24 protein-coding genes are annotated in these 25,038 nt (G+C 39.6%); 14 read left to right on the top strand and 10 right to left on the bottom strand.

Annotated features, from left to right (window positions below):
- Window positions 1-54: 54 nt before the first annotated feature.
- The 3 genes from ACT6XC_RS04675 (at window position 55) to ACT6XC_RS04685 (ending at window position 1,459) form a co-directional block, all read left to right on the top strand.
- Window positions 55-693, top strand: coding sequence for an RpiB/LacA/LacB family sugar-phosphate isomerase (locus tag ACT6XC_RS04675; protein ID WP_443740969.1), 639 nt, complete (start codon window positions 55-57; stop codon window positions 691-693).
- A gap of 71 nt (window positions 694-764) precedes the next feature.
- Entirely contained in the window at window positions 765-1,151 is a 387-nt protein-coding gene (locus ACT6XC_RS04680) for a hypothetical protein (RefSeq protein WP_443740970.1), read from the top strand.
- Window positions 1,148-1,459: a hypothetical protein gene (locus ACT6XC_RS04685; RefSeq protein ID WP_443740971.1), complete on the top strand. Its 312-nt coding sequence runs from the start codon at window positions 1,148-1,150 to the stop codon at window positions 1,457-1,459. The genes ACT6XC_RS04680 and ACT6XC_RS04685 overlap by 4 nt, the downstream gene beginning before the upstream one ends.
- Window positions 1,460-1,533: 74 nt before the next feature.
- Here the strand turns inward: ACT6XC_RS04685 and ACT6XC_RS04690 are convergent, their stop codons facing one another.
- The 3 genes from ACT6XC_RS04690 to ACT6XC_RS04700 are packed head-to-tail and all read right to left on the bottom strand — an operon-like array spanning window position 1,534 to window position 3,953.
- Window positions 1,534-2,577, bottom strand: coding sequence for a GGDEF domain-containing protein (locus tag ACT6XC_RS04690; RefSeq protein WP_443740972.1), 1,044 nt, complete (start codon window positions 2,575-2,577; stop codon window positions 1,534-1,536).
- A gap of 44 nt (window positions 2,578-2,621) precedes the next feature.
- Complete coding sequence (gene rlmB / locus ACT6XC_RS04695; protein WP_443740973.1) at window positions 2,622-3,401, bottom strand: 23S rRNA (guanosine(2251)-2'-O)-methyltransferase RlmB; 780 nt, start codon at window positions 3,399-3,401, stop codon at window positions 2,622-2,624.
- Window positions 3,402-3,452: 51 nt separating this feature from the next.
- The gene (locus tag ACT6XC_RS04700) at window positions 3,453-3,953 is read right to left on the bottom strand and encodes a YchJ family protein (protein ID WP_443738028.1); all 501 of its coding nucleotides are present in this window, start codon (window positions 3,951-3,953) and stop codon (window positions 3,453-3,455) included.
- A 307-nt stretch (window positions 3,954-4,260) separates the two neighbouring features.
- Here ACT6XC_RS04700 and ptsP point away from each other — a divergent pair, with 307 nt between their 5' ends.
- From ptsP to ACT6XC_RS04720, 4 genes are read left to right on the top strand one after another with little or no spacing between them, the layout of a single operon-like run.
- Window positions 4,261-5,955 carry a phosphoenolpyruvate--protein phosphotransferase gene (gene ptsP, locus ACT6XC_RS04705; RefSeq protein ID WP_443740974.1) on the top strand — a complete coding sequence of 565 codons (1,695 nt, stop codon included), beginning with the start codon at window positions 4,261-4,263 and terminating at the stop codon, window positions 5,953-5,955.
- 11 nt (window positions 5,956-5,966) lie between these two features.
- On the top strand, window positions 5,967-7,541 hold the full coding sequence (gene der / locus ACT6XC_RS04710; protein WP_443740975.1) for a ribosome biogenesis GTPase Der: 1,575 nt from the start codon (window positions 5,967-5,969) through the stop codon (window positions 7,539-7,541).
- Between the two features lie 17 nt (window positions 7,542-7,558).
- Window positions 7,559-7,879: a MerR family transcriptional regulator gene (locus tag ACT6XC_RS04715; protein ID WP_443740976.1), complete on the top strand. Its 321-nt coding sequence runs from the start codon at window positions 7,559-7,561 to the stop codon at window positions 7,877-7,879.
- A gap of 25 nt (window positions 7,880-7,904) precedes the next feature.
- Window positions 7,905-9,332 (top strand): small ribosomal subunit Rsm22 family protein, encoded by a 1,428-nt coding sequence (locus ACT6XC_RS04720; RefSeq protein ID WP_443740977.1) that lies wholly within the window; start codon window positions 7,905-7,907, stop codon window positions 9,330-9,332.
- Window positions 9,333-9,366: 34 nt separating this feature from the next.
- Here ACT6XC_RS04720 and ACT6XC_RS04725 read toward each other — a convergent pair whose 3' ends face one another.
- From ACT6XC_RS04725 to rsmI, 4 genes are all read right to left on the bottom strand, one after another.
- Window positions 9,367-10,212 carry a TrmH family RNA methyltransferase gene (locus tag ACT6XC_RS04725; protein ID WP_443740978.1) on the bottom strand — a complete coding sequence of 282 codons (846 nt, stop codon included), beginning with the start codon at window positions 10,210-10,212 and terminating at the stop codon, window positions 9,367-9,369.
- A 53-nt stretch (window positions 10,213-10,265) separates the two neighbouring features.
- Window positions 10,266-11,411 carry an iron-containing alcohol dehydrogenase gene (locus ACT6XC_RS04730; RefSeq protein WP_443740979.1) on the bottom strand — a complete coding sequence of 382 codons (1,146 nt, stop codon included), beginning with the start codon at window positions 11,409-11,411 and terminating at the stop codon, window positions 10,266-10,268.
- 79 nt (window positions 11,412-11,490) lie between these two features.
- Complete coding sequence (locus ACT6XC_RS04735) at window positions 11,491-11,784, bottom strand: flagellar biosynthesis anti-sigma factor FlgM (protein WP_078930815.1); 294 nt, start codon at window positions 11,782-11,784, stop codon at window positions 11,491-11,493.
- A gap of 19 nt (window positions 11,785-11,803) precedes the next feature.
- Window positions 11,804-12,511, bottom strand: a complete 708-nt coding sequence (gene rsmI, locus ACT6XC_RS04740) for a 16S rRNA (cytidine(1402)-2'-O)-methyltransferase (protein WP_443738035.1) — start codon at window positions 12,509-12,511, stop codon at window positions 11,804-11,806.
- A gap of 251 nt (window positions 12,512-12,762) precedes the next feature.
- Here rsmI and ACT6XC_RS04745 point away from each other — a divergent pair, with 251 nt between their 5' ends.
- From ACT6XC_RS04745 to mnmA, 5 genes are all read left to right on the top strand, one after another.
- The gene (locus ACT6XC_RS04745) at window positions 12,763-13,887 is read left to right on the top strand and encodes a DNA adenine methylase (protein WP_443740980.1); all 1,125 of its coding nucleotides are present in this window, start codon (window positions 12,763-12,765) and stop codon (window positions 13,885-13,887) included.
- Between the two features lie 127 nt (window positions 13,888-14,014).
- Window positions 14,015-14,671, top strand: coding sequence for a TetR/AcrR family transcriptional regulator (locus tag ACT6XC_RS04750; RefSeq protein WP_443738037.1), 657 nt, complete (start codon window positions 14,015-14,017; stop codon window positions 14,669-14,671).
- 113 nt (window positions 14,672-14,784) lie between these two features.
- On the top strand, window positions 14,785-16,698 hold the full coding sequence (locus tag ACT6XC_RS04755; protein WP_443740981.1) for an AMP-dependent synthetase/ligase: 1,914 nt from the start codon (window positions 14,785-14,787) through the stop codon (window positions 16,696-16,698).
- 120 nt (window positions 16,699-16,818) lie between these two features.
- The gene (locus ACT6XC_RS04760) at window positions 16,819-17,676 is read left to right on the top strand and encodes an ATP-binding cassette domain-containing protein (protein WP_443740982.1); all 858 of its coding nucleotides are present in this window, start codon (window positions 16,819-16,821) and stop codon (window positions 17,674-17,676) included.
- A 227-nt stretch (window positions 17,677-17,903) separates the two neighbouring features.
- Window positions 17,904-19,079, top strand: a complete 1,176-nt coding sequence (gene mnmA / locus ACT6XC_RS04765) for a tRNA 2-thiouridine(34) synthase MnmA (protein ID WP_443740983.1) — start codon at window positions 17,904-17,906, stop codon at window positions 19,077-19,079.
- A gap of 150 nt (window positions 19,080-19,229) precedes the next feature.
- Here mnmA and ACT6XC_RS04770 read toward each other — a convergent pair whose 3' ends face one another.
- A complete protein-coding gene (locus ACT6XC_RS04770; protein ID WP_443740984.1) occupies window positions 19,230-20,096 on the bottom strand; it encodes a hypothetical protein in 867 nt (288 codons plus the stop codon).
- Window positions 20,097-20,206: 110 nt separating this feature from the next.
- Between ACT6XC_RS04770 and ilvY the strand changes: the two genes are divergently transcribed.
- Window positions 20,207-21,094 carry an HTH-type transcriptional activator IlvY gene (ilvY, locus tag ACT6XC_RS04775; protein ID WP_443740985.1) on the top strand — a complete coding sequence of 296 codons (888 nt, stop codon included), beginning with the start codon at window positions 20,207-20,209 and terminating at the stop codon, window positions 21,092-21,094.
- Here the strand turns inward: ilvY and ACT6XC_RS04780 are convergent, their stop codons facing one another.
- Both ACT6XC_RS04780 and ACT6XC_RS04785 read right to left on the bottom strand, forming a co-directional pair.
- Complete coding sequence (locus tag ACT6XC_RS04780) at window positions 21,095-22,369, bottom strand: dienelactone hydrolase family protein (RefSeq protein WP_443740986.1); 1,275 nt, start codon at window positions 22,367-22,369, stop codon at window positions 21,095-21,097.
- Between the two features lie 106 nt (window positions 22,370-22,475).
- Complete coding sequence (locus ACT6XC_RS04785) at window positions 22,476-23,321, bottom strand: phosphatidylserine decarboxylase (RefSeq protein ID WP_443740987.1); 846 nt, start codon at window positions 23,319-23,321, stop codon at window positions 22,476-22,478.
- 107 nt (window positions 23,322-23,428) lie between these two features.
- On the opposite strand from ACT6XC_RS04785, the gene ACT6XC_RS04790 reads away from it, so the two are divergent.
- Window positions 23,429-25,003: an ATP-binding cassette domain-containing protein gene (locus ACT6XC_RS04790; protein WP_443740988.1), complete on the top strand. Its 1,575-nt coding sequence runs from the start codon at window positions 23,429-23,431 to the stop codon at window positions 25,001-25,003.
- The last annotated feature ends 35 nt before the right edge of the window (window positions 25,004-25,038 follow it).

Below are 25,038 nucleotides of genomic sequence, written 5' to 3' on the forward strand. Positions count from 1 at the left end.
TTTCCATTTTTTTTGTTAAACTCAATCTGTTATAAAAAAATTGTGAGGTTCAATATGAAAATTGCTCTTATCAACGAAAATTCTCAGGCTGCAAAAAACGCAGTTATTTTTAATGCGCTCAAAAAAGTTGCCGACACACACGGTTTTGAAGTCGTAAACTACGGAATGTACAGTGCAGATGACAAAGCACAGCTCACTTACGTTCAGAACGGAATCCTGGCAGCAACACTCCTCAACTCAAAGGCAGCTGATTTTGTCGTAACAGGCTGTGGCACTGGCGAAGGAGCAATGCTCGCTCTTAACAGTTTTCCTGGCGTAATCTGCGGACATGTTGCAAGCCCTCTCGATGCCTACACTTTTGCACAGATTAACGACGGAAACGCAATTTCACTTCCATTTGCGCTCGGTTTTGGCTGGGGCGGAGATTTAAACCTCGAATATATTTTTGAAAAACTCTTTTCAGAAAGTTTCGGCGGCGGTTATCCAAAAGAACGCGCAGTTCCAGAACAGCGCAACAAAAAAATTCTGGATGGAGTACGCGAAGTTGCATTCAAACCATTTACAGAAATTCTCGAATCTCTCGACAAAGACCTCGTAAAAGGAGCATTTGCTGGCGAAAAATTCAGCGAACTCTTCTTCAAAGACTGCAAAGATGACAAAATCGCCGAAACAGTAAAGAAATTTTTAAACTAAGACCTAGCCTACTAGGACGGCAAACAGACGTAAATCTTGCAGACATTTAGTTTGAACTCTATTGTTTAAGCATGATTTACGTCAACAAAGCCGATCCTTCAACCCTGTCCACAACGGACAATCTTTTTCAAACACATTTTTGGGGAAAGATAAAAGACCTGACTGGACAAACTCCAGTTTATTTCAACGTAATTTTTAAAAGCAATGAACAAAGCGACGAAATCAACTTTTCGCTTTTAGTTTTGCTCAGAAAAACCAACGGAATCCCTTACGCATACATTCCAAAAGCACCCTCACTTTCAATTTCAAAAGACAGGCAAAGTCAGATTCTCGAAGAACTCGCATTGCCTTACAAAAAGAGCTTCCGAAAAACATTGTTTTTTTGCGCTACGACCTTCTCTGGAGCAGTTTTGAACAGCCTGAAAATCTTCGCCCAGAACTACTTGAACTTAAAATGAACTACGGTACCCAGACACACAATTTGCGCAAGGCATTTAGGAATTTTCTTCCAGCAGATTCAGTCGTAATAAATTTAAGGCTTCCGCCAGAACGGCTTCTTATGAATATGAGACAGCAGACTAGAAATTCAATCCGCCGTGCCTACAAAGAAAAAATTGATTTTTTAATTTACAACTGTTCAAGTCCAAAACTTTTTGAAGAATTAAAAAAATGGCACGAAATTTACGTTAATACAGCGCAAAGAAAATCCAATGGCCGGGCTTTACATATTCAAAACTGGTTTTGGAGACAGAAACATTCACTTTGAAGGTACCTGGGATTTTCCGTATAATGCGACAAATACAAAGAATTCCAATTGAGCGAGCAATTTTCTAAATAAAATTATTCAAAAACGAGTCTGCCACTGTTATAGAGCATTTCCAAAACCTTAGCTGTCGTAATGTAAATGTCCATTTCGCCGTGTTGCCAGATTCGTTTTATTGTAGAATCAACACGAAGTATAATAAACTCTCCATCTTCTGCCTTTGCAATTTTGCAGGCAAAGGCCGCCTTTATCCGTTGAGCCGAATATTGTCCTGCAAGTTCAGACTGGTTAGACGAAATGAGGGATTCGAGCTGGTTAACGTAAAAAAAATCCGTCGGAGCATTCATTGCCTGGTCAACAAGCGACAAATCAATCGGCAAAAAATCTTTTGTGCGCGACAGTTTATGAATTTTTTCAAAATAGATTTTGTAGCCTTTTTGAATACAAATATGGTCAGCCATAAAGTACGAACTCAAAAAATTAAAGAGCATTTTTATGCCTGTATCCAGTTTTTCGATTTTCGTAAGCATCCTAAACACGTTAAAATGCAAATACATTGAACTTTGAGAACGGTTTTTTTCGGTTTTTAATTCAATATTCGCGTGTTTTTCCGGCAGATAGATTATAAAACAATTTCTTCCTTTGTTTTTTCCACGATACAAAGCCTTGTCGGCAGTTTCCAGCAAACCTTCGTAAGTTGAATCATCTACGGGAAAGCGACTTATTCCCATAGTTATTGTCACATAAAGCCCAAGAATATTTTTGATTTCGTTTGAATTCATAAATTTCATGAGTTTGTGAGCATTTTCCCAAACTTCCTTGTAATCGGTTATTTTTGGAAAAACAATTAAAAATTCATCCCCGCCAAAGCGACCTACAAAACCTTTATCTTCAATAACTTTTTTAATTCTTTCTGCAACTTCTATCAGAACTTTGTCGCCTGCAATATGACCGTAAGTGTCGTTTACGTATTTAAAATTATCAATATCTACGATTGCAAGAGAAAAAGGGATTCCCTCTGCAACCAGAAAATTTACGTAATCAACGACTACATCTCGCGTATAAAGTTTTGTAAGGTTGTCGGAAGATTTTTCGTCTTCAAATAAAAAGTTAGGCCTCATATTTTTGATTATAATGCAGTTTTTTTCTAACTCAAAACAATTCATTAAATTTTCTGACGATAAACTTCATACAAAAGCACGCCAGCCGCAACAGAAACATTTAGACTGTCAATTTTTCCGCAAGTTGGAATCGAAACAATTGAATCGCACTGCTCTTCCAAAAGACGTGCAATTCCTTTTCCTTCACTTCCCATTACGATGCAGGTTTTTGCAGGAAAATTTAATTTTGTAACATTTTCTCCGCCGGCATCTGCCCCGTAAACCCAAAATCCAGCGTCTTTCAGTTGCTGTACAGCGCGGACAAGATTCGTTACAACACTGACTGGAACATAAGAACTCGCACCAGCAGAAGAACGGGCAATAATTTCGTTGTCAGAAAAATCATTTGCGCTGTGACGAGCAGGCATTACGACAAGACTTGCGCCAAACTGGTCGCAGGAACGAATTATAGCGCCAACATTGTGCGGATCAGTTACGCTGTCCAGAACAATTACAGTCTGCTTTTTATTTTCCAGAGATTTTGAAGAAGCAATCCAGCGGTCAAAATCAACATCGTTTTCAGCTTTTTCAGGAGCGCCTTCAACAACCATTACGATTCCACGATGATCACGCGCAACTTCCGGTAAAACTTTTACCAGCGAATCGAGGGCATTTTTGTCAGCATTTATAACTGGAATTCCAGCTTTTTTTGCGCTTTCGAGAATTTTTTTTATGCGTGGGCCAGTCTTTGCAAGCTGAATAGAAAGTCCGTCGATTTTTCCGCTGTCGAGAGCACGGCGAACTTTTTCTTCAATCGCATGAAACCCCGTAACAATCTGTGTCATTCTATCTACCTTCCACAACAAAACAGACGCTCCCCAAAAGGAGCGACAGTTTTAGCGACCACAACATTTCTTATATTTTTTTCCGCTTCCGCATGGACACGGATCATTGCGACCGATTTTTTTTCCTTCGCGGACTACAGTCATCGGTTTTACATCGCCTACTTCGTAAAGCCATTTTCCATTTACTTTTTTAAAGTAAGCATTTTCGTGATGAATTTCGTTCAAGTGATTTTTGTCAGTATAAGAAGCTTCAAATTCTACAAGACCTTCGTCATCAGCTTCCTGACCTTTCTGAGTGTTAAGGATTTTCAAACCGTGCCATGTAGATTCTTTTGACCACTGTTCGGTAGCCTTGCGGTCAATTTCAGCAATTTTTTCGCCTTCTTCGCAAGAATTGATAATAAAGTCAATTTCGTGTTTTACGTAAGAAGTATAGCGGGCGCGCATTAAACTTTCAGCAGTTGGAGCGTCTTTACTTCCTTTAATAATAGGCTCACAACATTCCTCATAAGTTTTACCAGAACCACAAGGGCACAAATCTTTATCTGCCATTAAAAAACTCCGTCGCCACAAAAATGCAGCGCAAAATAATTAAAATATATAAAAGTATACCAAAAATCCCCTGCCACTGTCGAGATTTTAAGGTTTCTTCTATTTTTTTGGAGCGCAAACCTCTGTCAATCCGTCCACTGCGCAGTTCCGCTTGTAGCTCCATCCGCCAGGGCGGACGCTGTGCGCTGCTCCGGCACGGGCTAAAATTTTCAGATAAAATTACATTCAGTTTTTTTTCAAAAAATTCGCCGCAAATATCGGAATAACGTCATTTGACAGGCTTTATCCCGAAAGTTAAAATACAGGTATGAACGTTTTTTTAGGTACTTCGGCTTCGTCTGGAATTGGCATTGGTAAGGCTTTTGTTGTTCCTGAAACCGTCAAGAGAGTTATTCCGCGCAAAAAAATAGAAGAATCTGAGCACGACCAGCAATGGGCTCATTTTGAAAAATCGCTTGTAAATGTTTCGACAGACATTTCTGAAAAAATTGCCGAATCTAAAGACAATAAAATTCAAAATCAACTTTACGAAACTTATTTTTTAATGCTAAACGATCCCGAATTCATCAAGGATCTAAAAAAAGCGTTTTATTCTCATTCGCTTAATATTGAATTCGTTCTCGATCGCCAGACAGCAAAATACGCAAAACAACTTCGCTCAAGCGGAAACGACTATCTGGCAGAACGAGCCTTAGATATTTACGACATTTTTGGAAAAGTTTTGGACGATATGCTGGATTTTCATCCTTTCAATATCGAAAATGTTCCAAATGGAGTTGTAATTGTCGCAACTCAATTAAATCCGAGCGATACAATCATCCTTTCAAAACGAAAAATTGCCGGTCTTGCGCTGACCGAAGGCGGAATCTCAAGCCACGTTGGAATTTTGGCACGAAATTACGGAATTCCTGCGGTTTTTGCTCTAGACAACATTGCCTCTCAAATCGAAAACGGCGAAACTGTCGTTGTTGACGGCAACAATGCGGAAGTCTTTGCAGATCCAGACAATACTTCACTTGAAAATTTTCAAAAAAAAATCGACGAAGAAAAAGCTCATAGGCTTATGCTCGAAAAATTCCGCAACGTCGAAGCTCAGACAAAAGACGGTGTAAAATTTCACATTTACGCAAATATCGGAACTGTCGAAGAAGCAAAACTCGCAGTTGAAGAAGGCGCAGACGGTATTGGTCTTTTTAGGACAGAATTTCTTTTTATGAGCGAAACAAACGGCGGACGTTCAAGCCTTTTTGACGAAGAAGAGCAGTTCAAAGCGTACAAGCAGGTTTTGCAGATAATGAACGGCAAACCAGTTACAATTCGCACCTTGGACGCAGGGGGCGACAAGCTTATAAATTCACCGGAAATTCACATTAACGAAGAAAAAAATCCGCTCATGGGACTTCGGGCAATCCGTCTTAGCCTTGAAAATCCAATGCAGTTAAAAACCCAGTTGCGTGCACTTTACAGAGCAAGCGTTTTTGGAAATTTAAAAATTATGCTCCCGCTCATAACGAACGTTGAACAGGTAAAAAAGACTCTGGAAATTGCAGAATCCGTCCGAAATGAACTTGTTTCCGAAAAAATTGAATTCAACCCAGACGTTCCGATTGGAATTATGATCGAAACCGCGGCTGCCGCTCTGACAGCAGACTGTCTTGCAAAAGTCAGCGCCTTTTTTTCAATCGGCACAAATGACCTTACTCAATACACAATCGGCGTTGACCGCGAAAATGCTTCCGTTGCTCCGCTTTATGATGAATTTCATCTTGCTGTTCTCAGAATGATTCAAAACACAATAAGCGAAGCGGAAAAAGCCGGAATCGATGTTTCTGTTTGTGGCGAAATGGCGAGCCGAAAAACAAGCGCTCTCGTTCTTGCAGGAATGGGAATCCGGAATTTGAGCATGAGTCCGACAATGATTTGCAAAATCAAAGAACTTCTTTCAAAATATACGATAAAAGAATTAAAAAGCATCTCGTCAAAACAACTTAATTCGTTGTAAAATAAAGGTCTATGAAAAAATCTAAAAAATCAAAGCCAGACTTTTCAAAGCCAAAGCCTCAAAAAATTGTGTCCGATGAACAACTTTTTAACGAAACCGATGATTTTGCTTCATCGGAAAATAACTCTGTTCAAAAAAACGAAGAACTTTCGGATTCAGAAACAGGCGATGAATTTGGTCAAAAAGATGAAAATGCAACCGAAGAATTAAAGTTTTTTCCAGATAAATCGTATATCAACCTGCCAACAGTCGCTATTGCCGGACGGCCAAATGTTGGAAAATCGACTCTATTTAACCGTTTTATGCGCAAACGGCTTGCGATTGTCGATCCAACTCCAGGCGTAACTCGTGATCCTGTCGAGGGAACTGCTTTTATCGGCGGAAAACCTGTTCACCTTGTTGATACTGGAGGTTTTAAGCTTGACCGCGATTTAAAAAGCCGGGAATCCGAAATGGACGAACTTGTCGTTGAAAAATCGCTTTCTGTAATTAAACGCGCGGACTTAATTCTTCTTTTACTCGAAGCTGGAAAAATCACGGGCGAAGACGAGGAATTTATTCACCTTTTGCGCCCGTATTGGGACAAAGTTGTAGTTGCCGTAAACAAATGCGAAGGCGGTTCTGGCGAAAACATCAGTTGGAATTATCTCCAGTACGGTTTTAATGAACTGCTTTTTATTTCGGCAGACCACGGCGACCACATAACAGAACTTGCAAAGGCAATTATAAGCCGCCTCGATTTTTCTGATGTAAAAGAAGGAATTGAAGAACCTGTAATCAAAATTGCAATCGTCGGAAAACCAAACACTGGAAAATCAACGCTTTCAAACCGTCTTACGAACACTCAAAATTCAATCGTTTCTGACTATGCCGGAACAACACGCGACGTTGTTGAGGGAAGTTTTACCTGGGGCAAACGAAAATTTGAAGTTCTTGATACAGCAGGAATCCGAAGAAAAGCAAAAGTAAAGCAAAATGTTGAATATTATTCTGTAAACCGCGCAATCAAAACACTGGACGAATGCGACATTGTTTTTTTGATGATTGACGCTGAACAAGGACTTGCCGACCAGGACAAAAAAATCTGTTCGCTCGCATACGAACGCGGCCGTGGAATCATCTTTGTTTTGAATAAATGGGACTTAAAGGAGCAGACAAAAAAAGTCTACAAAGACACTGTTGATTACATTCAGTATATGTTCGGACAAATGCAATTTGCTCCAATTCTGCGTCTTTCCGCTTTAAACGGCGATGGAATTAAAGAGTTAATGGAAACAACAATCCGACTTTACAAGCAACTTACGACAAAAATCGAAACCTCTGCCTTAAACAAGGCTTTGGACGACTGGCTTTTCCGTTATCCGCCTCCGGCAAGCAAGGCAATCCACTTTAAAATCCGCTATATGACGCAAACAGGAACAAATCCGGTTTCATTCAGAATTTTTGCAACAAGTCCAGATAACGTCCCAGACAGTTACGTAACTTACTTAAAAAACAGGATTCGTGAAGATTTAGGTTTTGACCAGATTCCAGTCATACTCGAAATGAAATCTAGCCGAAAACGCTGGGAAAATCGTTTTGAATAAAAATCAAAGGAAAGTTTGTGACATATTCAATCGGCGAAGCTGAGGAACTTACAGGCATAAAGTCTCATATTCTGCGTTATTGGGAAGAAGTAATTCCTGGATTTGCTCCAAAAAAAGATTTGGGCGGACGAAGAATTTACACAGAACGCGACATTGACTTGATTCTTCGGTTAAAATATCTCATAAACGAACGGAAATTTACGATTGAAGGCGCTCGGGACGAAATTTTGCGGGAAACGATGAATTACGACTCAAAAGCCGAACTTCTGGATTCAATCCGGCAAATTCGCTCCGAATTAAGCCAAATGTATATGATTATCCGAAAATACCGAAAATAACTGGGCAAAAAATCAGGAAGATTTTATGAAAAAAGAAGAAGCAAAATGGTACGAAAAGGCTTCCGGCAAAAAACAGCACAAAGCCGAAAATTCTGCAAAACTCGCTGCAAAAAATGAATTGAAAAAACAGCGCAAGGAAGAAAAAACACAGAAAAACGACCCAAAAATTGAAGATAAAAAAACTCCGCAAAAAAAAGAGAATGCTGGAACTTACAGAAAAAACACTTCTTCTCAAAATAAAAGTTCAAAAACCGTTCCAATGTTTGAATTAAAAAATATTCCAGCAGATTCACTAGAAATTCTTAAAAATTTCGGAAAAATCGTTGCCGACACCAGAAATCTCTCGCCAAAACAACAGGTTCTCCTACCAAAACAGATAAAAAATTTAAGCCACCAGCTCACCGATGACAGAAACAGTCGCCGGCTCGGCTACATGAACGACGCTTCTCAGCTTTCTGCGTACATTTCTTATTTTATGTGGTGGAATTTAATTCGCCTTACAAGACTTTTTGCAAATTTTCCAAAAAACGCTTTTAACCTAAAAGAAGAAGATGTTTGTCTCGACCTCGGTTCCGGACCTCTGACGGTTCCTTGCGCGCTTTGGCTTGCAAGACCAGAACTGCGCTCAAAAAAACTGACTTTTTATGTTTTGGATTTAAGCCAGGGAGCTCTTTCTGCTGGAGAAGAAATTTTTCTTTCGATTGCGGCAAAAACCCTGACAGAAGAACAAAATCCGTGGAAAATCGTCCGCGTCAAAGGCGCAATTGGAACCCAAATAAAGCAAAAACCTTCTCTTATAACCTGCGCAAACGTCTTCAACGAACTTGCCCAGACAAACGAAATGCCATCAGATTTTCTTGCAAAAAATTATACAAACGACATACTAAAATATTTTGATAAAGAAACAGATTCGGCTCAGACAGTTTTGCTTATTGAACCAGGAGATCCGCACTCGGCAAGACTTGTAAGCTTGATGCGCGATTCATTTATCCGAAAAAATTTTATGCCTTTAAGCCCATGTCCACACATTCACGTGTGTCCAATGGCAGGAAGAACTTCTTCCAATCCGAGCGGAAAATGGTGCAACTTTGCTTTTGATACAGCAGATGCCCCGGAAGAGCTTTTAAAATTTTCTAAAAATGCGAATTTGCAAAAAGAGCGGGCTTCTTTGAGTTATGTTTTGGTCAACAAAGAAAAAAATGCAAAAACAGAAGAAAAACCGTCCCAAAACGATTCTGAAAATCTAAAACTGAGAATTGCCTCGGACTTTATAAAACTCCCCGAATTGCACAAATCCGCATATTACTGCTGTTCAGAAATTGGACTTGTTCTCGCGATTGATAAAACAAATGTCCACCCAAAAAACGGAGATTTACTTTCTGTAAAACGACCAAAATCTTTAGAAAATGCAGAATATGACAAAAAATCCGGAGCTGTAATTTTAGAAATTTAAAATAAGTTTTTACAGCGCACAAAACGCGCTTAAGCTAAAAATCATTTTTTTCCAGAGATTCGACCCATTTTTGCATAAGGATTCCAAAAGCAACTCCAACATTCAAACTAGCTTTAAGTCCTTTCATTGGAATTGTCACTCGGCCGTACGATGCTTTTTTGAGCGCTTCCGGGCTTACTCCGAGTTCTTCCGAGCCGATTATGCAAATTCCTTTTTTGGGGAATTTAAATTCTTCGAGCGGAGTCCCTCCTGTTTCAAGAACAAAAATCGGAATATCGTTTTTTTTGGAATATTCTTCGAGTTCATCAAGGCTTCTTTTTTGCCAGCCGAGGGTTTCAATACAGCCCATGCCACTTCGCACTGCTTTTGGATGATCAGGAGGAACGCACATTGGACTTACAAAAACATTTTCCGCTCCCATCGCCTCTGCCGTTCTAAAAATTGAACCGAGGTTGAACGGAGAACGGATATCTTCCGCATAAACGCTCACGCCCTCAAAAAAATCCCTCTGCTTTACGATTCCATTTTCATCAAAAACTTCTGGATGAGGTGCAATAATCAAATCCCACTCTGCCGGAAAAGTTCCAATTATTTTAAGCATTGTGTTACGGGCAAGATTGCAGGAGCGTTTTTCATCAAAAGGAATTTCTTCGAGCACATTTTTTAAAATTTTTGCGTCATCGGAAGACATTTGCGGATCTTTTAAGCAAATTTCGACAATTTTTTTTACGTAGTCTGCACGGGCAATAGACTTATAAGAATATTCGTTACCTTTCTCAGGAACTCCATCAATGTCACGTTCCAGCGCACCGAGAGTGAGCGCAAGTTTTCTACGTTTTTGTCCGCCTTCAAGTTGTGTTAATTTTCCAGGATCAATCATTTTTTTCCTATTGTGCGAATAAATTTATTTTTTTGTCAAAATTTTCCAAAAAATCAGTAAGCCGACTTTAAGATTTCAAAAAGAGTGTCGCTTGTCATCGAACACGGCATAAAATTTATCCAGTCGGTCGAGGCCGCATCTTCGGCAACAGTGGCAAGTTGTTCAATTGTTATGGAAAGCTCTTTTAAGCGGAGTGGCAGATTTTCTTTTGCAAGCCTTTCACGAATATTATCCGCAAAAGCCTGAGCTTGCTCCGTCTCAGAAGCTTTTTTTTCAATTCCAAAAAAATCCGCAAATTTTGCAACTCGGTCAGCCTTGAATTTTGCGCAAAATTCAATCACGTACGGAAAAATAATCGAGGCAACGAGCGGACGGCTTATCTTAAATCTGGCATTTACCGCAAGAGCAAGAAGTCCTGCCGGGCCAAAAGACGAGGCACTGGAGGCAAGACTTGCCAAACAGCCTCCTTCAAAAAGCAATTCCTCTTTTGGCGTCGTAATATTCAGGGAATTCGAACCATTGAGAGCCAGACACAAAAGTTCCGCTGATTTTTCTGCGGTCATATCGCTAAAAAAGTTCGATTTTTGAGAAAAATAACTTTCAGCGGCAAGACAGACGCTTTCGACAGCCATTGAAAAAGTCTGATTTTCAGTCAGCGTAACAGACATTGCAGGATCAAAAACCGTGGTTTTACAAAGAGCATTTTGGACTTTTAAGAGTTTTAAGCCGTTCGTTCGAGAATCACAAATTGCAATCCTGTCCGTAAAAACCCCAGGACACCTGCAAGTCGTGCTCAGAACAACAAGCGGAAGCGGAGACTTTGCAGGAACTTCGCCATCCACAAAATCATAGATGCTTTTTTCTTCGTAAAAAAATGCGGCAACACAGCGGGCAATTTCTATGGTTTTTCCGCCGCCAACTGCAATCACCGCCTGAATATGAGAATTTTTTGCAAGTTTGAGAGCAGAAGCCGCAGCCTTTGTGTCTGCCGACTCCGCAATTTCGTCAAAAATAAAAAAATCAACTCCCCGGTCAGAAAGAGCCTGCGTAATCTTGTCCGCAGCGCCCACAGAACGCAAAACAGGATCCAAAACAAGCATAAACCTTTTTCCAAACTCGCAGGCAAACTGACCAAGCCGGCTCGCAGCATAAGAAGAAATAATCACATTCGGCGAAACTCTAAACACAAAATCTGTCATACGCAGCCCACTCCTCCAAACTAAACAAAAAAAGCAGAACAAAATGTTCTGCTTCCAAAGTAATCAATAAACAGTTAAGTTAAAAACCCCAGGAATCCAAAATACGATCTGCGGCTGAACCAATTGTTACAGAATTTAAATAATTTGGATCTTTAATTTTTTCTTTAACAGAGGCCACAAGGTCAGAACGAACATCTGGAGTCTCTTCTGCAACCTGGCTCAAAAAATATGCTCTTGCAGCTTCTTTTGCTTCGTCAGAAACGTTGATTGAATCAGAAGTATCTGTAATAGAAGTTCTTTCCATGCCATTAGTACGGCGAGAGTTCTGTACATTGTTGATTGGATTGATTCCATTAATGTTCTGTACCATCATTTAAAACCTACCTTACTTCTCAATTATCGGCATTGTCTTCCGAAAGTTGAGCATTTTTATTGCCCGAAATAAAAACTGCAAATTCTCCCAAAACCTTAGATCTTGAAGAAAATTCGTCACGAAGCTCTTCTGCTGTACCGCCAATAATTTCTTCGTGCATTTTTGTCAGCTCGCGACCAACAACAACGCGCCGTGTACTATCAATATCGGCTATATCAGTCAAAAGTTTAACAATTCTAAACGGAGATTCGTATAAAACAACAGCATCTCCAGTTGCCAAAAGCTCTCTAAGTCTTGAACGCCTTCTTCCTGGTTTAGGAGAAAGAAAACCTTCAAAAATCAACGTTTTTCCACCGGCACCAGCAACGCTTACAAGAGTGGCAAAAGCGCTAGGCCCTGGAATCGGAACAACATTGTGCCCGTTTTCTCTTGCAAGACCTGCCAAAACAGCACCTGGATCACTTATTCCAGGAGTTCCTGCATCGCTAGCATACGCAACCGACTGTCCTTCATCAAGCAACTTGATGATTTTCTGACCAGCAATTGCTTCATTCTGCGAACGACAGGAAATCAACGGCTTATGAATTTCAAAATGATTCAAAAGCTGCAACGTATGCCTTGTATCTTCGGCCGCAATTACATCAACATTTTTAAAAGTTTCAATAGCGCGAAAAGTAATATCGCCCAAATTCCCAATCGGCGTACCAACTATATATAGCGTAGACACAATTCAATAATAATCTGAATAACACTAAAAATCAATATTTTATTTTTACAGACCGCATCCACCGTCAAACTAGCTGCTCCAGGTTCGCTCACGCTCATCGTCCTCGGCAAGCCTGCGGTTGACTACGCCTTGCGCATCTAGGGTAAGTTTTTTTTGCAAAACAGACATTTTTTGCTCAAGCTAGCCTTCTTTTTTAGATTCTTTTTATAGAAAAATTTGAAAATTTGTTATAAACTTTTATTCACGTTTTTATGAATTATTCAGACTCTGCAAATTTTGTCGAAAATCCCGAATTTCTTACTACTCAAATAATCACATATCTTGGAAACAAACGGCGCCTTCTTGAACACATCGAAAAAGAAATTCTTCTGATTGCGGAAAAACTCAACTGTCAAAAACTTGTCTGTGCCGACCTTTTTTCAGGCTCTGGAATCGTTGCCCGAATGTTAAAAAAATATTCATCAAATTTAATCGTAAACGACCTTGAAAATTATTCTGCGGTCATAAACGGTTGCTATCTTATAAATAAAAAAGATTTTCCTGTCCAGGAATATTCGGCTCTTAAAAGCAAAATCGAAGAACTCTGTTCTATAGAAAAAATTTCTGGCATAATTTCGCAAAATTACGCTCCTCAAAACGATAAAGATATTCAAAAAGGCGAACGAGTGTTTTACACACGGCAAAATGCGCTCTTAATCGACACCTACCGAAAACTCATCGACGACGTTATAAAAGAAGAGCCATTAAAAAAATTCTTTCTTGCGCCTTTAATTACCGAAGCGTCAATTCACGTAAACACAAGCGGCGTTTTTAAGGGTTTTTATAAAGACAAAAACACTGGAATCGGTTGCTTTGGCGCAAGCGGAAAAAACGCGCTTTCAAGAATTTTCGGAAAAATCGAATTAAAGACGCCAGTTTTTAGCAATTTTGAGTCCAGCCTGGAAATTTTTCAAAAAGATGCAGTCACGCTCTCAAAAGAATTAAAAAATCTCGACATAACGTATCTCGATCCGCCTTACAACCAGCATCCTTACGGCTCAAACTATTTTATGCTCAACCTTATTTTAAAAAACAAACTTGACGCAAACATAAGTAAAGTGAGCGGAATCGTTCAAAACTGGAACCGTTCGGTTTTTAACAAGCCTTATGCCGCCTTAAATTCAATGAAAGAAATTATTTCAAGCATTTCAAGCAAATATGTAATAATTTCATACAATTCGGAAGGATTTATAAGTTTTGACGAAATGTCCGGAATGCTAAAAAAATACGGAAACCTAAAAATCGTAGAAATCAAATACAACGCTTTCCGAGGAAGCCGCAACCTTAAAAACCGCGACATTCACGTCCGCGAGTATCTTTTTGTTTTAGAAAAATAATTTGGTATAAACAATAAACCTCTCTGCCTGCTTTTATGAGCAACGAAGTCTAAAAAGTTGACAAAGCGCCAACTGCTCATTAAACTAACATTTGTTAGTTTGTCAGATTTTGTATGGAGAAAAGTTAATGCCAGCTGAAAAAATCACCCATGAAAAAATTATTCACGCGGTTTTGGACTGTGCATTTATTAAAAGCGTAGGTGGAACTTCACTTGCGGACATTGCTGGCAAACTCGGAATCAAAAAAGCAAGTCTTTACAATCATTACGAATCGCGTGAAGCTATGCTCGACGATACGGTTCATTTTTGTGGCGAATATCTAAAAAAAACGGCTCTAATTCCTTCGGAAATGGCAGCAACCGCACAAAAATACACGGCAGAAGCGGTTTTAAAAGGAATTGTTCATCGTTGGATTAAAATAAACGAAAAAGAACCTCTTCTTCAGATTTATTCTTTTATCGAAAGCGAAAAATATTTTTCACCGGAAGCGGCGGCAATTTCAAAAGAATCCAAATCAAAACTTTTAAACCAGACAATAATCGCCTTAGACAGTTTGATCGAAGCAAAAAAAATTTCACCGTCTACAAAAAAAACTGTTTCAGTTCATGCGGAAATTTTTACAAATATGCTTTTTAGCCTGCTTGATAAATATATTGTAGAAAAGAAAAATTACATCCGCTCAAATCCTCAGTCAGGCGATGGAGAACTTTTTAGTGCGCTTCCATTTGAACCAGATTTTACCCGAGTCGATCCTCTTTTAGAAGAATTCTGCAAAATCCTGTAAAAATCAAAATTAAATTTCAAGCAGTGGAAAAGAATTTTTTTTAGTAATATAATCAATCCTATGACATTTTAACAAATTGTGTCATTTTGGTGCTATTGCAATTTGGAGGCAATATGGAAAAAACTCTGCCAAGGATGTTCAGAGAAACTGCAAAAAAATATCCTGAATTAACTGCTCAAATGTCGCGGATCAGCGAAGACGTTTGGGACAGCATTTCTTATAAAAACGCATTTGAAATCTCAAAAAATTTTGCCGGCGGTCTTCTTTCGATTGGAATAAAACGCGGCGACCACATCGGTATGATTTCCGACAACCGAAAAGAATGGCAGCAAATAGACATGGGCCTTCTTTCGATCGGTGCAATTGACGTTCCTCGCGGTTGCGACGCGACAATTGGCGATCTTGAATATATTCTGTCATTTGCAAAAACTCAGACAGTAATTGTCGAAAATAAATCCCAGATTTCTAAAATCCTTGGAATTACGGATAAACTTCCGCTTTTAAAAACTTTTATTGCGATTGAAGATCAGGACGAAAAAGTTTTTGAAGAATGCAAAAACTCTGGAATTACTCTTTTTACTTTTAATCAGATTGTAGAAAAAGGTGAAGAATTCAATCAAAAAAATCCAGCAACTGTCGATGAAGAAATCAACAAAGGTCAGTGGGACGACTTGGCTTCGATTATCTTTACTTCGGGAACAACAGGACAGCCAAAGGGTGTAATGCTCACTCACGGAAACTTTTTGTCGCAGCTCGAAGATATTGATGAGCGAATCTGGCTTAATCCAGGCGACCGCGGAATTCTTGTGCTTCCAGTTTGGCACGCTTTTGAACGCTCTGTTGAATATGTAGTTTTTTCTCAGGCGGCAACCTTGTGCTATTCAAAACCAATCGGTCAGGTTCTTTTACAGGACTTTAAGTCTCTCGACCCGCAGGTTTTACCGGCAGTTCCTCGCGTAATCGAAGCAATTTATGACGGAATTTACAAAAAAATGCGAAAAACAGGAGGTATCACCCTCAGAGTTTTCAATTTCTTTGTAACAGTTGCGCTTTTCCACTCAAAACTCGACCGCGTTCTTTTTGACAGAACTACACGCTACGGAATGGACAAGAGATGGTTGCAGTGGCCAGCATTTGTTATTCCATGGCTTTTGCTCTATCCAATAAAATTACTCGGCGGAGCAATCGTTTTCCGCAAAATCCGTGCAATGCTCGGAAAACACTTCCGCGGAGCAGTTGCAGGTGGCGGAGCGCTTCCTCCTGCAATCGACAAATTCTTCTGGGCAATCGGAGTTCCTCTCGTAGAAGGTTACGGACTTACAGAAACTTCACCGATTATTTCGGTTCGTCCGTTTAACAGACCTGTTCTTGGCAATGTTGGCCGTCCGATTCGTGAACTTGCGGCAAAAGTTGTTGATCCTGCAACAGGAAAAGAAGTTCCTCGTGGCAAAAAAGGCGTATTGCTCGTAAAAGGTCCAACAGTAATGAAAGGTTATTACGAACGACCAGACCTTACAAAAGAAGTTATTGACGAAAACGGCTGGTTCAATACAGGTGACTTGGCTCGTCTTACGGCAAACGGCGAAATCGTTTTGTGCGGACGCATAAAAGACACAATTGTTCAGCTTGGTGGCGAAAATATCGAACCTGTTCCTATCGAAATGAAAATCCAGGAATCGCGTTACATAAAAACAGCGGTTGTCGTAGGTCAGGATCAGAGGTATCTGGCAGCACTTATAGTTCCAGAAAAATCCGAAATCGAACAGTTTGCACAGGAAGCAAAAATTTCTTACAAAAAATATGAAGATTTGGCAAAAAGTCTGGAAATAAAGCGTCTGATTGAAAGCGAAATAAGCCAGCGTGTAAATTCCAAAAACGGCTTTAAAATGTTTGAAAGAATCAACAAAATTGCAGTTCTTCCAAAAGAATTTGAAGTTGGCGTTGAACTTTCGGCCAAACAGGAAATAAGCCGTTATAAAATAAACGCAATTTACGCTTCTGAAATAAAAAAACTTTTTAAAGACTAAAAAAAATAGCCCGGTTGTAAAAATCGGGCTATTTTTTTGAGAAAAAACCGTTTTAAAATCTCCAGCTTCCATAAACAAAAACCACTGTATACAAGTTTATTTTTTTATTAAAATAGGTGTATGGATTTTTTACAGTTTGATGATGTTACATTTTCTTATCCGCCAGTTGATGGCGATGTTGATTCCAATGGAAAACAGATTGTTCCAGCGCCAGTTTTTGAGCATTTTTCGGGAAGTCTGCCGGGTGGCGGTTTTATAAGCCTTGTAGGTCAGAACGGATGCGGAAAATCTACTTTTTTAATGCTTGCGTCCGGAAGACTTTTACCTGATAGCGGAAATATAAAACTTTTGGGAAAAAATCCTGCAAAACTTAATCAGGAAGAAAAAAATCTTCTTGCAAGCGTTATCTACCAGAATATTGAATTTGACACTGAAGACAAAACCGGAGAACTACTTGCTCAGGTTTATTCTACAGGAGCTTTAAAAAATAACGCAAAGGCAATACGTTCTGACGGCGATTTACTTGCAGAAATCATCGGAATTTTTGAACTCGACTCTCTTTTGGAACGTCCGCTTACACATTTGAGCAAAGGCGAAAAACAGCGCGTAATTCTTGCATTCAGTTTGCTATACGGAAGCGCCTCCGTTTTTATGGACGAGCCAATGTTTGCAATGGAAGATCACCAAAAAGAAACCGCTCTCGCCTATCTTAAAGAATTTGTAAAAAAGACAGGAACTACAATTTATTGTTCCATGCACGAGCTCGACCTTTCTAAAAAATATTCCGACTACGTTTTGCTGTTCTATCCTGGAAGAGAAATGGCTTTTGGAACGCCGGAAGAAATTTTGACACCGAAAGATTTGGAAAAAGCGTATCAAATTCCTGCGGAAATGCTCAAACACAAAGAAGATATGACTCGCGAACACTTAAAAGCTGTTGCAAAGACAATTGACGAGCAATTTTCCCAAAAAAACTAGGGCGCACTTGCGCACGTCCGGGCTTGTAGCCCGGTTTGGAAGGGTGCGGAGCATCCGCGTTAGCGGATGTAGCGAAAGCGGAACCCTGGAAAGCCGGTTTTTGCGACAACTGGACGTTTTTGGCCGAAAAATATTTCTTTTGCAAAAAATGTGCTCCAAAATATAAAAATCCTTGATTATTTTTTTTATATCGTTTAATTTTTGCTATCTGAATTTTTGGAGTTTTTATGAATTATATAAATCTTGATATGCCAAAAGCCGGCGATACTGTTGTTGTCGGAATGTCGGGCGGTGTTGATTCAACTTTGACCGCTCTTTTGCTTAAGAACAAGGGTTGCAGAGTAATCGGAGCAACAATGTCCATTTGGGATGGCAGATTGCCGGAAGTAAAGTCTGACAAACCGATTCGGGAAGCCTGCTATGGTCCTGGCGAAGAAGAAAACATTGCCGAATGCGAAAAATTCTGCAAAGAACACGATATTGAGTATCACGTTATCGATGTAAAAGAAACTTACAGAAAAGTCGTTCTTGAATATTTTAAAAGCGAATATCGCGCTGGTCGCACTCCAAATCCGTGTATTCGCTGCAATCGTTTTATAAAATTTGATGCGCTGCTTGCCGGCTTAAAAGAACTTAAAATTGATTTTGACTATTTTTGTACTGGTCATTATGCGCGCGTTGTTCGTCCAGAAACTGGAATTTTTGGAACAGACGCAAAACCTGCAATGATTGCGGGAGCTGCCGATTCAACAAAAGATCAGACTTATTTTCTTTACCGCCTGCCGTCAGAACTTCTCGAAAAAGTAAGGTTTCCTCTCGCATTAATGCAGAAAAAAGAGGTTTTTGAGCTTGCAAAACAGGCAAAACTTGAAGCTGCAAAACGCGAAGAAAGCCAGGATTTTATTCCGCCTGAATATTTTGAAATGCTTTTTAACGACAAACCGAGCGTTCCTGGCGACATTATCGATTTGGACGGTCATATTCTTGGACGGCACAAAGGGATTGAACACTATACAATCGGTCAGAGAAAAGGACTTGGCGTTGCATTGAATTATCCGGCTTACGTTCAGCACATTGACGCAAAAAATAATTTGGTTGTTCTTGCAAAAAATGACGACTTAAATTCAAATGCCCTGATTGCAGACGATTTTGTTTGGCCGGCAGGAATTGAACCGTCAGAGCCTGTCGAAGCACTGGTAAAAATTCGGCTTGCAAGCAGACCCGCCGCTGCAATTGTTGAAAAATATGTTCCTTCTGAGGACGACAAAACGTTTTATTCTGGAACTCCGTGGAAAATCACTTTTAAGGAACCACAGCGCGCAGTTGCTCCAGGACAGTCGGCAGTTCTTTATATTGACGGTGTAATCCGTGGCGGTGGAGTGATAAGCCGTACAATCGAATAATACAACGCCTGCAATAATAAAAATTCAAAAATTTAAAAAAGCAAAAAAAATGCTGGAAAAATGAACTTTTGTTCTGATTCCAGCATTTTTTTTATTTGCTAAGTTAGCAGTTAAAAACCAACCCTGCGTTTTTTGTACAAACAAAAAAAATTATTTTGCGTCCGAATTTGCAGAAGATGAATTTCTGTAAGTGTAGGAATATTCATTTATGTCGATAAGCTCGTTTACAGTTGTTCCGAATTTCTGAGAAACGGCATAAGTTGTAGTTCTTGTAACGTTTCCTTTGTCGTCGTATTTATAAATAATTCTCTTTATAAGTTTGTTTGATTCGTTGTAAGTCTGTTCTTCTGTAACCGAATACCTTTCGTCAAAGCGGAACACTACTTTCTGCGTAACAGTTCCGTCAGAAAGAGGATATGAGATTTCAGAAAGTTTTCCAGCATCGTTGTAAGTGTAAACGCGCTTTTGCTGCAAAGAGCCGTCTGCATTGTAAGAACAAACTTCGCTGTCACGTCCTTCATCGTCAAATTTTACAATTGTTTTTCCGAGAAGTGCACCATCTGCATTGTAATATGCTTCTTCGCTCTGTTTTTCTGGGCTTATTTTCCAGATGCTTTTGTTAACGAGCATATCACTTGCATTGTATTCGGATTCTTCAGTTTTATTTCCGTTTGAATCGTAAACTGTAACTGTTTTCCAACTTATTTTTCCGTCAGAATCAAAACCTGTCGTTGAAGTCAAGTTTCCAGCAGCATCGTAAGCAAAAACCAAGCGGTCAACAACTGCGCCTTTTGCCGTAAATTCAGAAGTTTCTGTCTGTCTTCCGTTTGCGTCAAAAACATGAAGGTATTTCGCCTTTGGAGAACGATAATACTCACCAAATTTTTCTGTAATCGTATAAGTGGTTTTTGTATAATCCTTAACAGGTGCAGAAAGAGAAACAGTAGCGGCAGGATCAAAAGCATAAATATTGAATGATAAAGCAGCAACTGTCATAGCGATAAATGTTTTTTTCATTTTTAATTCCTCCGGATTCTGTTTAATTATCGGCAATTTTTATATATTATTGTAATTAATTGTATAAAAAACCTTTAAAAATTTCAATTTTAAGGTTTTGAGGTTGAATTATGGATTTTTTTGAACTGAATGCTTTTTTGACTCTTTCAAAAACCCTTCACTTTGCAAAAACCGCCGAAAAAATAAATTTAAGTCCTTCTGCCCTCAGCCGTTTGATTACACGGCTAGAAGACGAAACTTCCTGTCAGCTTTTTGAACGCAATAACCGCGAAGCCACCTTAACAGAAAAAGGAAAGGAATTTGCCGAATTTGCGGAAAAGTGCCTGCAACAGAAGGAAGATGTTTTTGCAAAATTGAATTCATCAAAATCTCTCATAACCGGCACCTTAAAGGTTTATGCTTCTGTAACGGCCTGCTATTCAATCATGCCACCGTTTTTACAAAAAGTTGCGGAGCGTTTTCCAGACTTGCATTTAAATGTTCAGACGGGAGATCCTGCTGGTGCAATCCAGGCTGTAAAAAACGGAGAAGCCGATGTAGCCGTTGCGGCAATCCCAGAAACAGGTTTGAGCGGAATAGATTGTCTTCCTGTAAGAAGCACGCCTCTTGTCTTTGCAGCAAGCACTGGAGGTCCGTACGAAAAAGTGAGTGGCAGTCCTCAGGACATTGTCTCTTCAGTACCGCTGATTTTGCCAAAAACAGGGTTGGCCCGCGAACGGTTTGACCGCTGGATAGAATCACGCAACGTCAAACCTCAAATTGCCGCCGAAACCGAAGGAAACGAAGCAATTATGGCATTAGTTCAACTTGGACTGGGAATTGGTCTTGTGCCTCACATAGTGCTTACAAATGGGCCTTACGAAAAAGGATTTACCTGCCACGCTGCCGGAAACGCACTCGGCTCTTACGAAGTCGGTTTTATTCAAAAAATGCAGTATTCCGGAAGCGAATCTTACAAAAAGATGCGGCAGGCCATCAATAAAATTTTACATGAGTGACTACTTAAACTGCTTATCAAGCCAGTCAAAAGCAGCTTTTTGCTGTTCTGCAGGGAAAGCATGTTCCATTCCAGGCACAATTTCGGTCTTTACCTTGTCGCCAGCATTTGCAGCAGTCCAAATTTTATGAACTTTTGCGTATGCTTCTTCAGTTCCTGCATTTGGATTTACAGCGTCCTTGTCTCCGCCAATAAAATACATTGGTTTTGGAGCAGCAAGACCAGCAATGTCTGGATAATCCAGGAATTTTGCCATTGTCGGATGCAGCATTGAATATGCGGAATTTCCCTTCAACTGTCCATCTTTTTCTACGATATGACCTTTCATCGTGCCAAACCAGCAAACAGAAACTCCAGCCTTAATGTCGTCGCTGATTGCGGCAAGTTGCCAAGAACGGAAACCGCCCATACTAAAACCTATGCAGGCAACGCGCTCTTTATCTACCTGAGGCAGGCTTGCCAAAAATTTTGCAGCCCGACAGTCTTCCTGAGCAATAAGTCCAGCAAAACTTGTTCCCATGTTGAACATATTCGAAGCTAAAGACTGCTGGCTTCCTGTGCTGAAATTTTTAACTGAGCGATCGCCCCAGCCAAGCGCATCAAAACTCAAAACAACATAACCGCGTTTTGCAAGTTCGTCGCCAGGATAAAGATCAGAAAAATATTGATTTGCCCAGGCCTTAGAATTCTTGATTTTTTCGTACAACCCCCTGCTTTCTGGAGAAAGTTTTGCGGCTTCAATGCTAGCTTCCTTGTTGCTCTTAATTTTTAGAATTTTTTCTACAGCTTTGTCTGAAGAAAACGCCCTTACCATTTTTTCTTTACCAATGGCAAAATTTGAACCATGGTCGTGGAGCATAAGTGCGGCAGGAAAAGTCTGTCCTTTTTTTCCATTAGGAACCAAAAGATATGCAAGAACACGACTATCCTGAGAAATATTAAAAACTACTTTCTGAGCAGTATAGCCGTCACGTTTTTCCGATTCCAAAACAACCATATCAAACGGCGTTTTGTCATCTTCCTGAATAATAAGCTCGCGGGCCTTTTCGAGTCCGTCTTTTTTCCACTGGTTAAAATCAACGCCGTCTTTGTAACCCATTTTAAAAGTCCAGCGAGATTTTATGTTCTCATAAAAAACAGGCAGGCAGCGCTCCGAAGCATTTATTTCCTGAGTCACGTACTCTTTACTCCCTTTTGCAAACGCACTGAATGCAAAAAAAATAGCAAATACTGCAAAAAATGATTTTTTTAGAAGTCTTTTCAAGCGAACCTCCATGCGAAAGATTCCGCAATTTTTTTAGAATTTCTGCGAATTTCAAAAATTCACTTTTAAAGAATACTGCGAAATTTTGAACACAAATATATAAAATATGCTAAAAATATTACGCTTTTTTACCGATTGGCTGACCATATTTTACGGATATTTCTTTACCATTTGCAGTCTGAGCCAAAATTTCTTCATCAAGTTTTATCGCGTTTTTTCTAAAAAGCATAACAATTGTTGAACCGTGAAGATCAAAATAACCTTTTTCTTCACCTTTGGAAAAACTGGAATTTTCGTGATGATTTTTTATTCCACCGACACTAAATGCACCGACTTCAACCTGAGCAACATCTCCAAAATTCTGCGTATGCAAAATCGTCCAACTGCGTCTGTTTTTTGTATAAACCTTAAAAGTCCGACAACAAACTGGCTGAACCGAATACAACTTTCCTTTTAAAAAGTGATTTTTTTCAAGCGAGCCGGAATCAATGTAGCAATAACGGTGATAATCAGTTGCAGCCAGCCGAAAAATAAGCGCATTTCCGCCAGAAAAAGTCTTATCAAATTCATCTGTTTCAAAAAAATCTTTAAGCGTATAGTCAAAGCCTTTTATTTTAAAAGTTGAATTTTCTTCTATATTAAATACGCTAAGAGCGCTGTCACAAGGCGAAATCACAGTTTCTGACGACAAATCCGGCTTACGGGAATTATCTTTTCTCGTAAAAAAATCATTAAACGACTTGAATTTTACGCCCGCAAAAGCCGACATATCAATATTATTCTTTTTGACAAAGCCTTTTATAAAAAACTTGCTCAAAGGTGAACGCAAAAATGCTCCCATAATTTTAGGAAACTGCAAAAAAAGCGTCAAATTATACAAAAAGCGACCAAAAGGAGAACTGCACAAAAATACGACAGATTTACTGTTTCCTGGTTCGTTGCCATAAAAATCAATTGCACTCATAACCTCATTCTAGCAAATAAAAAAAAAATTGTCCGCCAGAGTTTTTTGCCTGCAACATTTTTTGTTCAACTTTTCTATTTTTTTGCGTTTCATTATAATTTTATTTTATGAATGACAATCTTATTTCGCTAAAAGACGTGCGTGTTCAGGATTTGCGCGGAACAAAAATTGAATCTCTTGACTGGCAAATGCAAGCTGGAGAAGCCTGGCTTGTTATTGGACCAAATGGTGGTGGAAAAGCGGATTTTTTACAGGCTCTTGCCGGCGAAAAACAGTTTATAAACAACAAGACAAATAAAGTCGAATACACGATTTTTGAAAAATCGACAGAAACGGTTTCCCTTGAACGTGCGGCTCTTTTGATTCAAGAAGAACGCGATTTGGATGAATCTGAATATATTGATAAAATTGATGAAGGCCGTTCTGGAAGACGTTTTATCTGCGAGGTTTTAGGCGGACCTGACGCAAAACACAGACATCTTCCTTTGCCGCCAATTGCCGACCGGCTGGAAACTTTGCCAGAAGTAAAACTTTGCGGAGTCGAAAAAATTCTTGATCGTGGACTAAAATTTATGTCGACGGGAGAAATTCGCCGTACCCTTTTGTGCCGCGCACTGCTTTCTGGCAAAAAACTGTTAATTTTGAGCGACCCGTTTGCAGGTCTTGACGCACAGAGCCGTTCAATCCTTTTGGAATTTTTCCAGACAATGGTAGGCAGACAGAACGGTGGCAGTTTGAACGGAACTTCCATCATCATGGCAATGGAGCGTTACCACGAAATTCCGCAGACAATCACGAACGTCCTGGAATTTACGGACAAAAAAATTTCATTCTGCGGAACAAAGGCTGAATACGAAAAAATCGTAGAACAGCGCAATATCCAAAAAAATGCAAACCGAAAGTCAGAAAAAGAGGCATTTTTGAGCGAACTTTCCGAAGCGCAAAATGCGGTTTCTCAGCAAAATGCAGTTTCTGCAGAAGATTCTCTTGTATATATGAATCAGGTAAATGTCGGCTGGGACGGACATGAGGTTTTAAAAGATTTTTCATGGGAAGTTCTTCCTGGCGAGCACTGGTTTATTCGAGGTCCGAACGGTTCAGGAAAAACAACCCTCCTCGAACTCATTACCGGCGACAACAAGCAGGTTTTCTGCAACGATGTCTGGCTTTTTGGACGAAAACGCGGAACTGGAGAATCAATTTGGGACATCAAAAAAAATCTCGGAATCGTAAGTTATCGTCTTCATGTTGAATACAGAATGGTGGGCGGTACAGAACTTGAAAACGTAATAATTTCAGGTTTTCACGATTCAATCGGTTTGTACGAAAAAAAGACCGACCTGGAAATCACTGCGGCAAAAAAATGGTTAAAACTGGCAGGTTTTGAAGGACGCGAACACGAATCTTTCGGAAACTTGAGTTATGGAGAACAACGTGCAATTCTTATAATCCGTGCAGCGGTAAAATCTCCAAAAATTATGATTCTTGATGAACCTTGCCACGGTCTTGACGAACAATATCGACAAAAAATTCTCGATCTTCTCGAAACAGTTGCAAATTCTGGAACGACAACTCTTTTGCACGTAACCCATGATCCGACAGAAGTTCTCGAAGCCGAAAAACATATTTTGGAACTGTGCCCAAACGAAAAACCGATGTACAAGATCATCGTAAAAGAATAGTATTCGTTTTTTTGCAAAAACTATGCGCTAAAGAC

The sequence above is a fragment of the Treponema berlinense genome (assembly GCF_052273165.1).
Classification (GTDB): domain Bacteria; phylum Spirochaetota; class Spirochaetia; order Treponematales; family Treponemataceae; genus Treponema_D; species Treponema_D berlinense_A.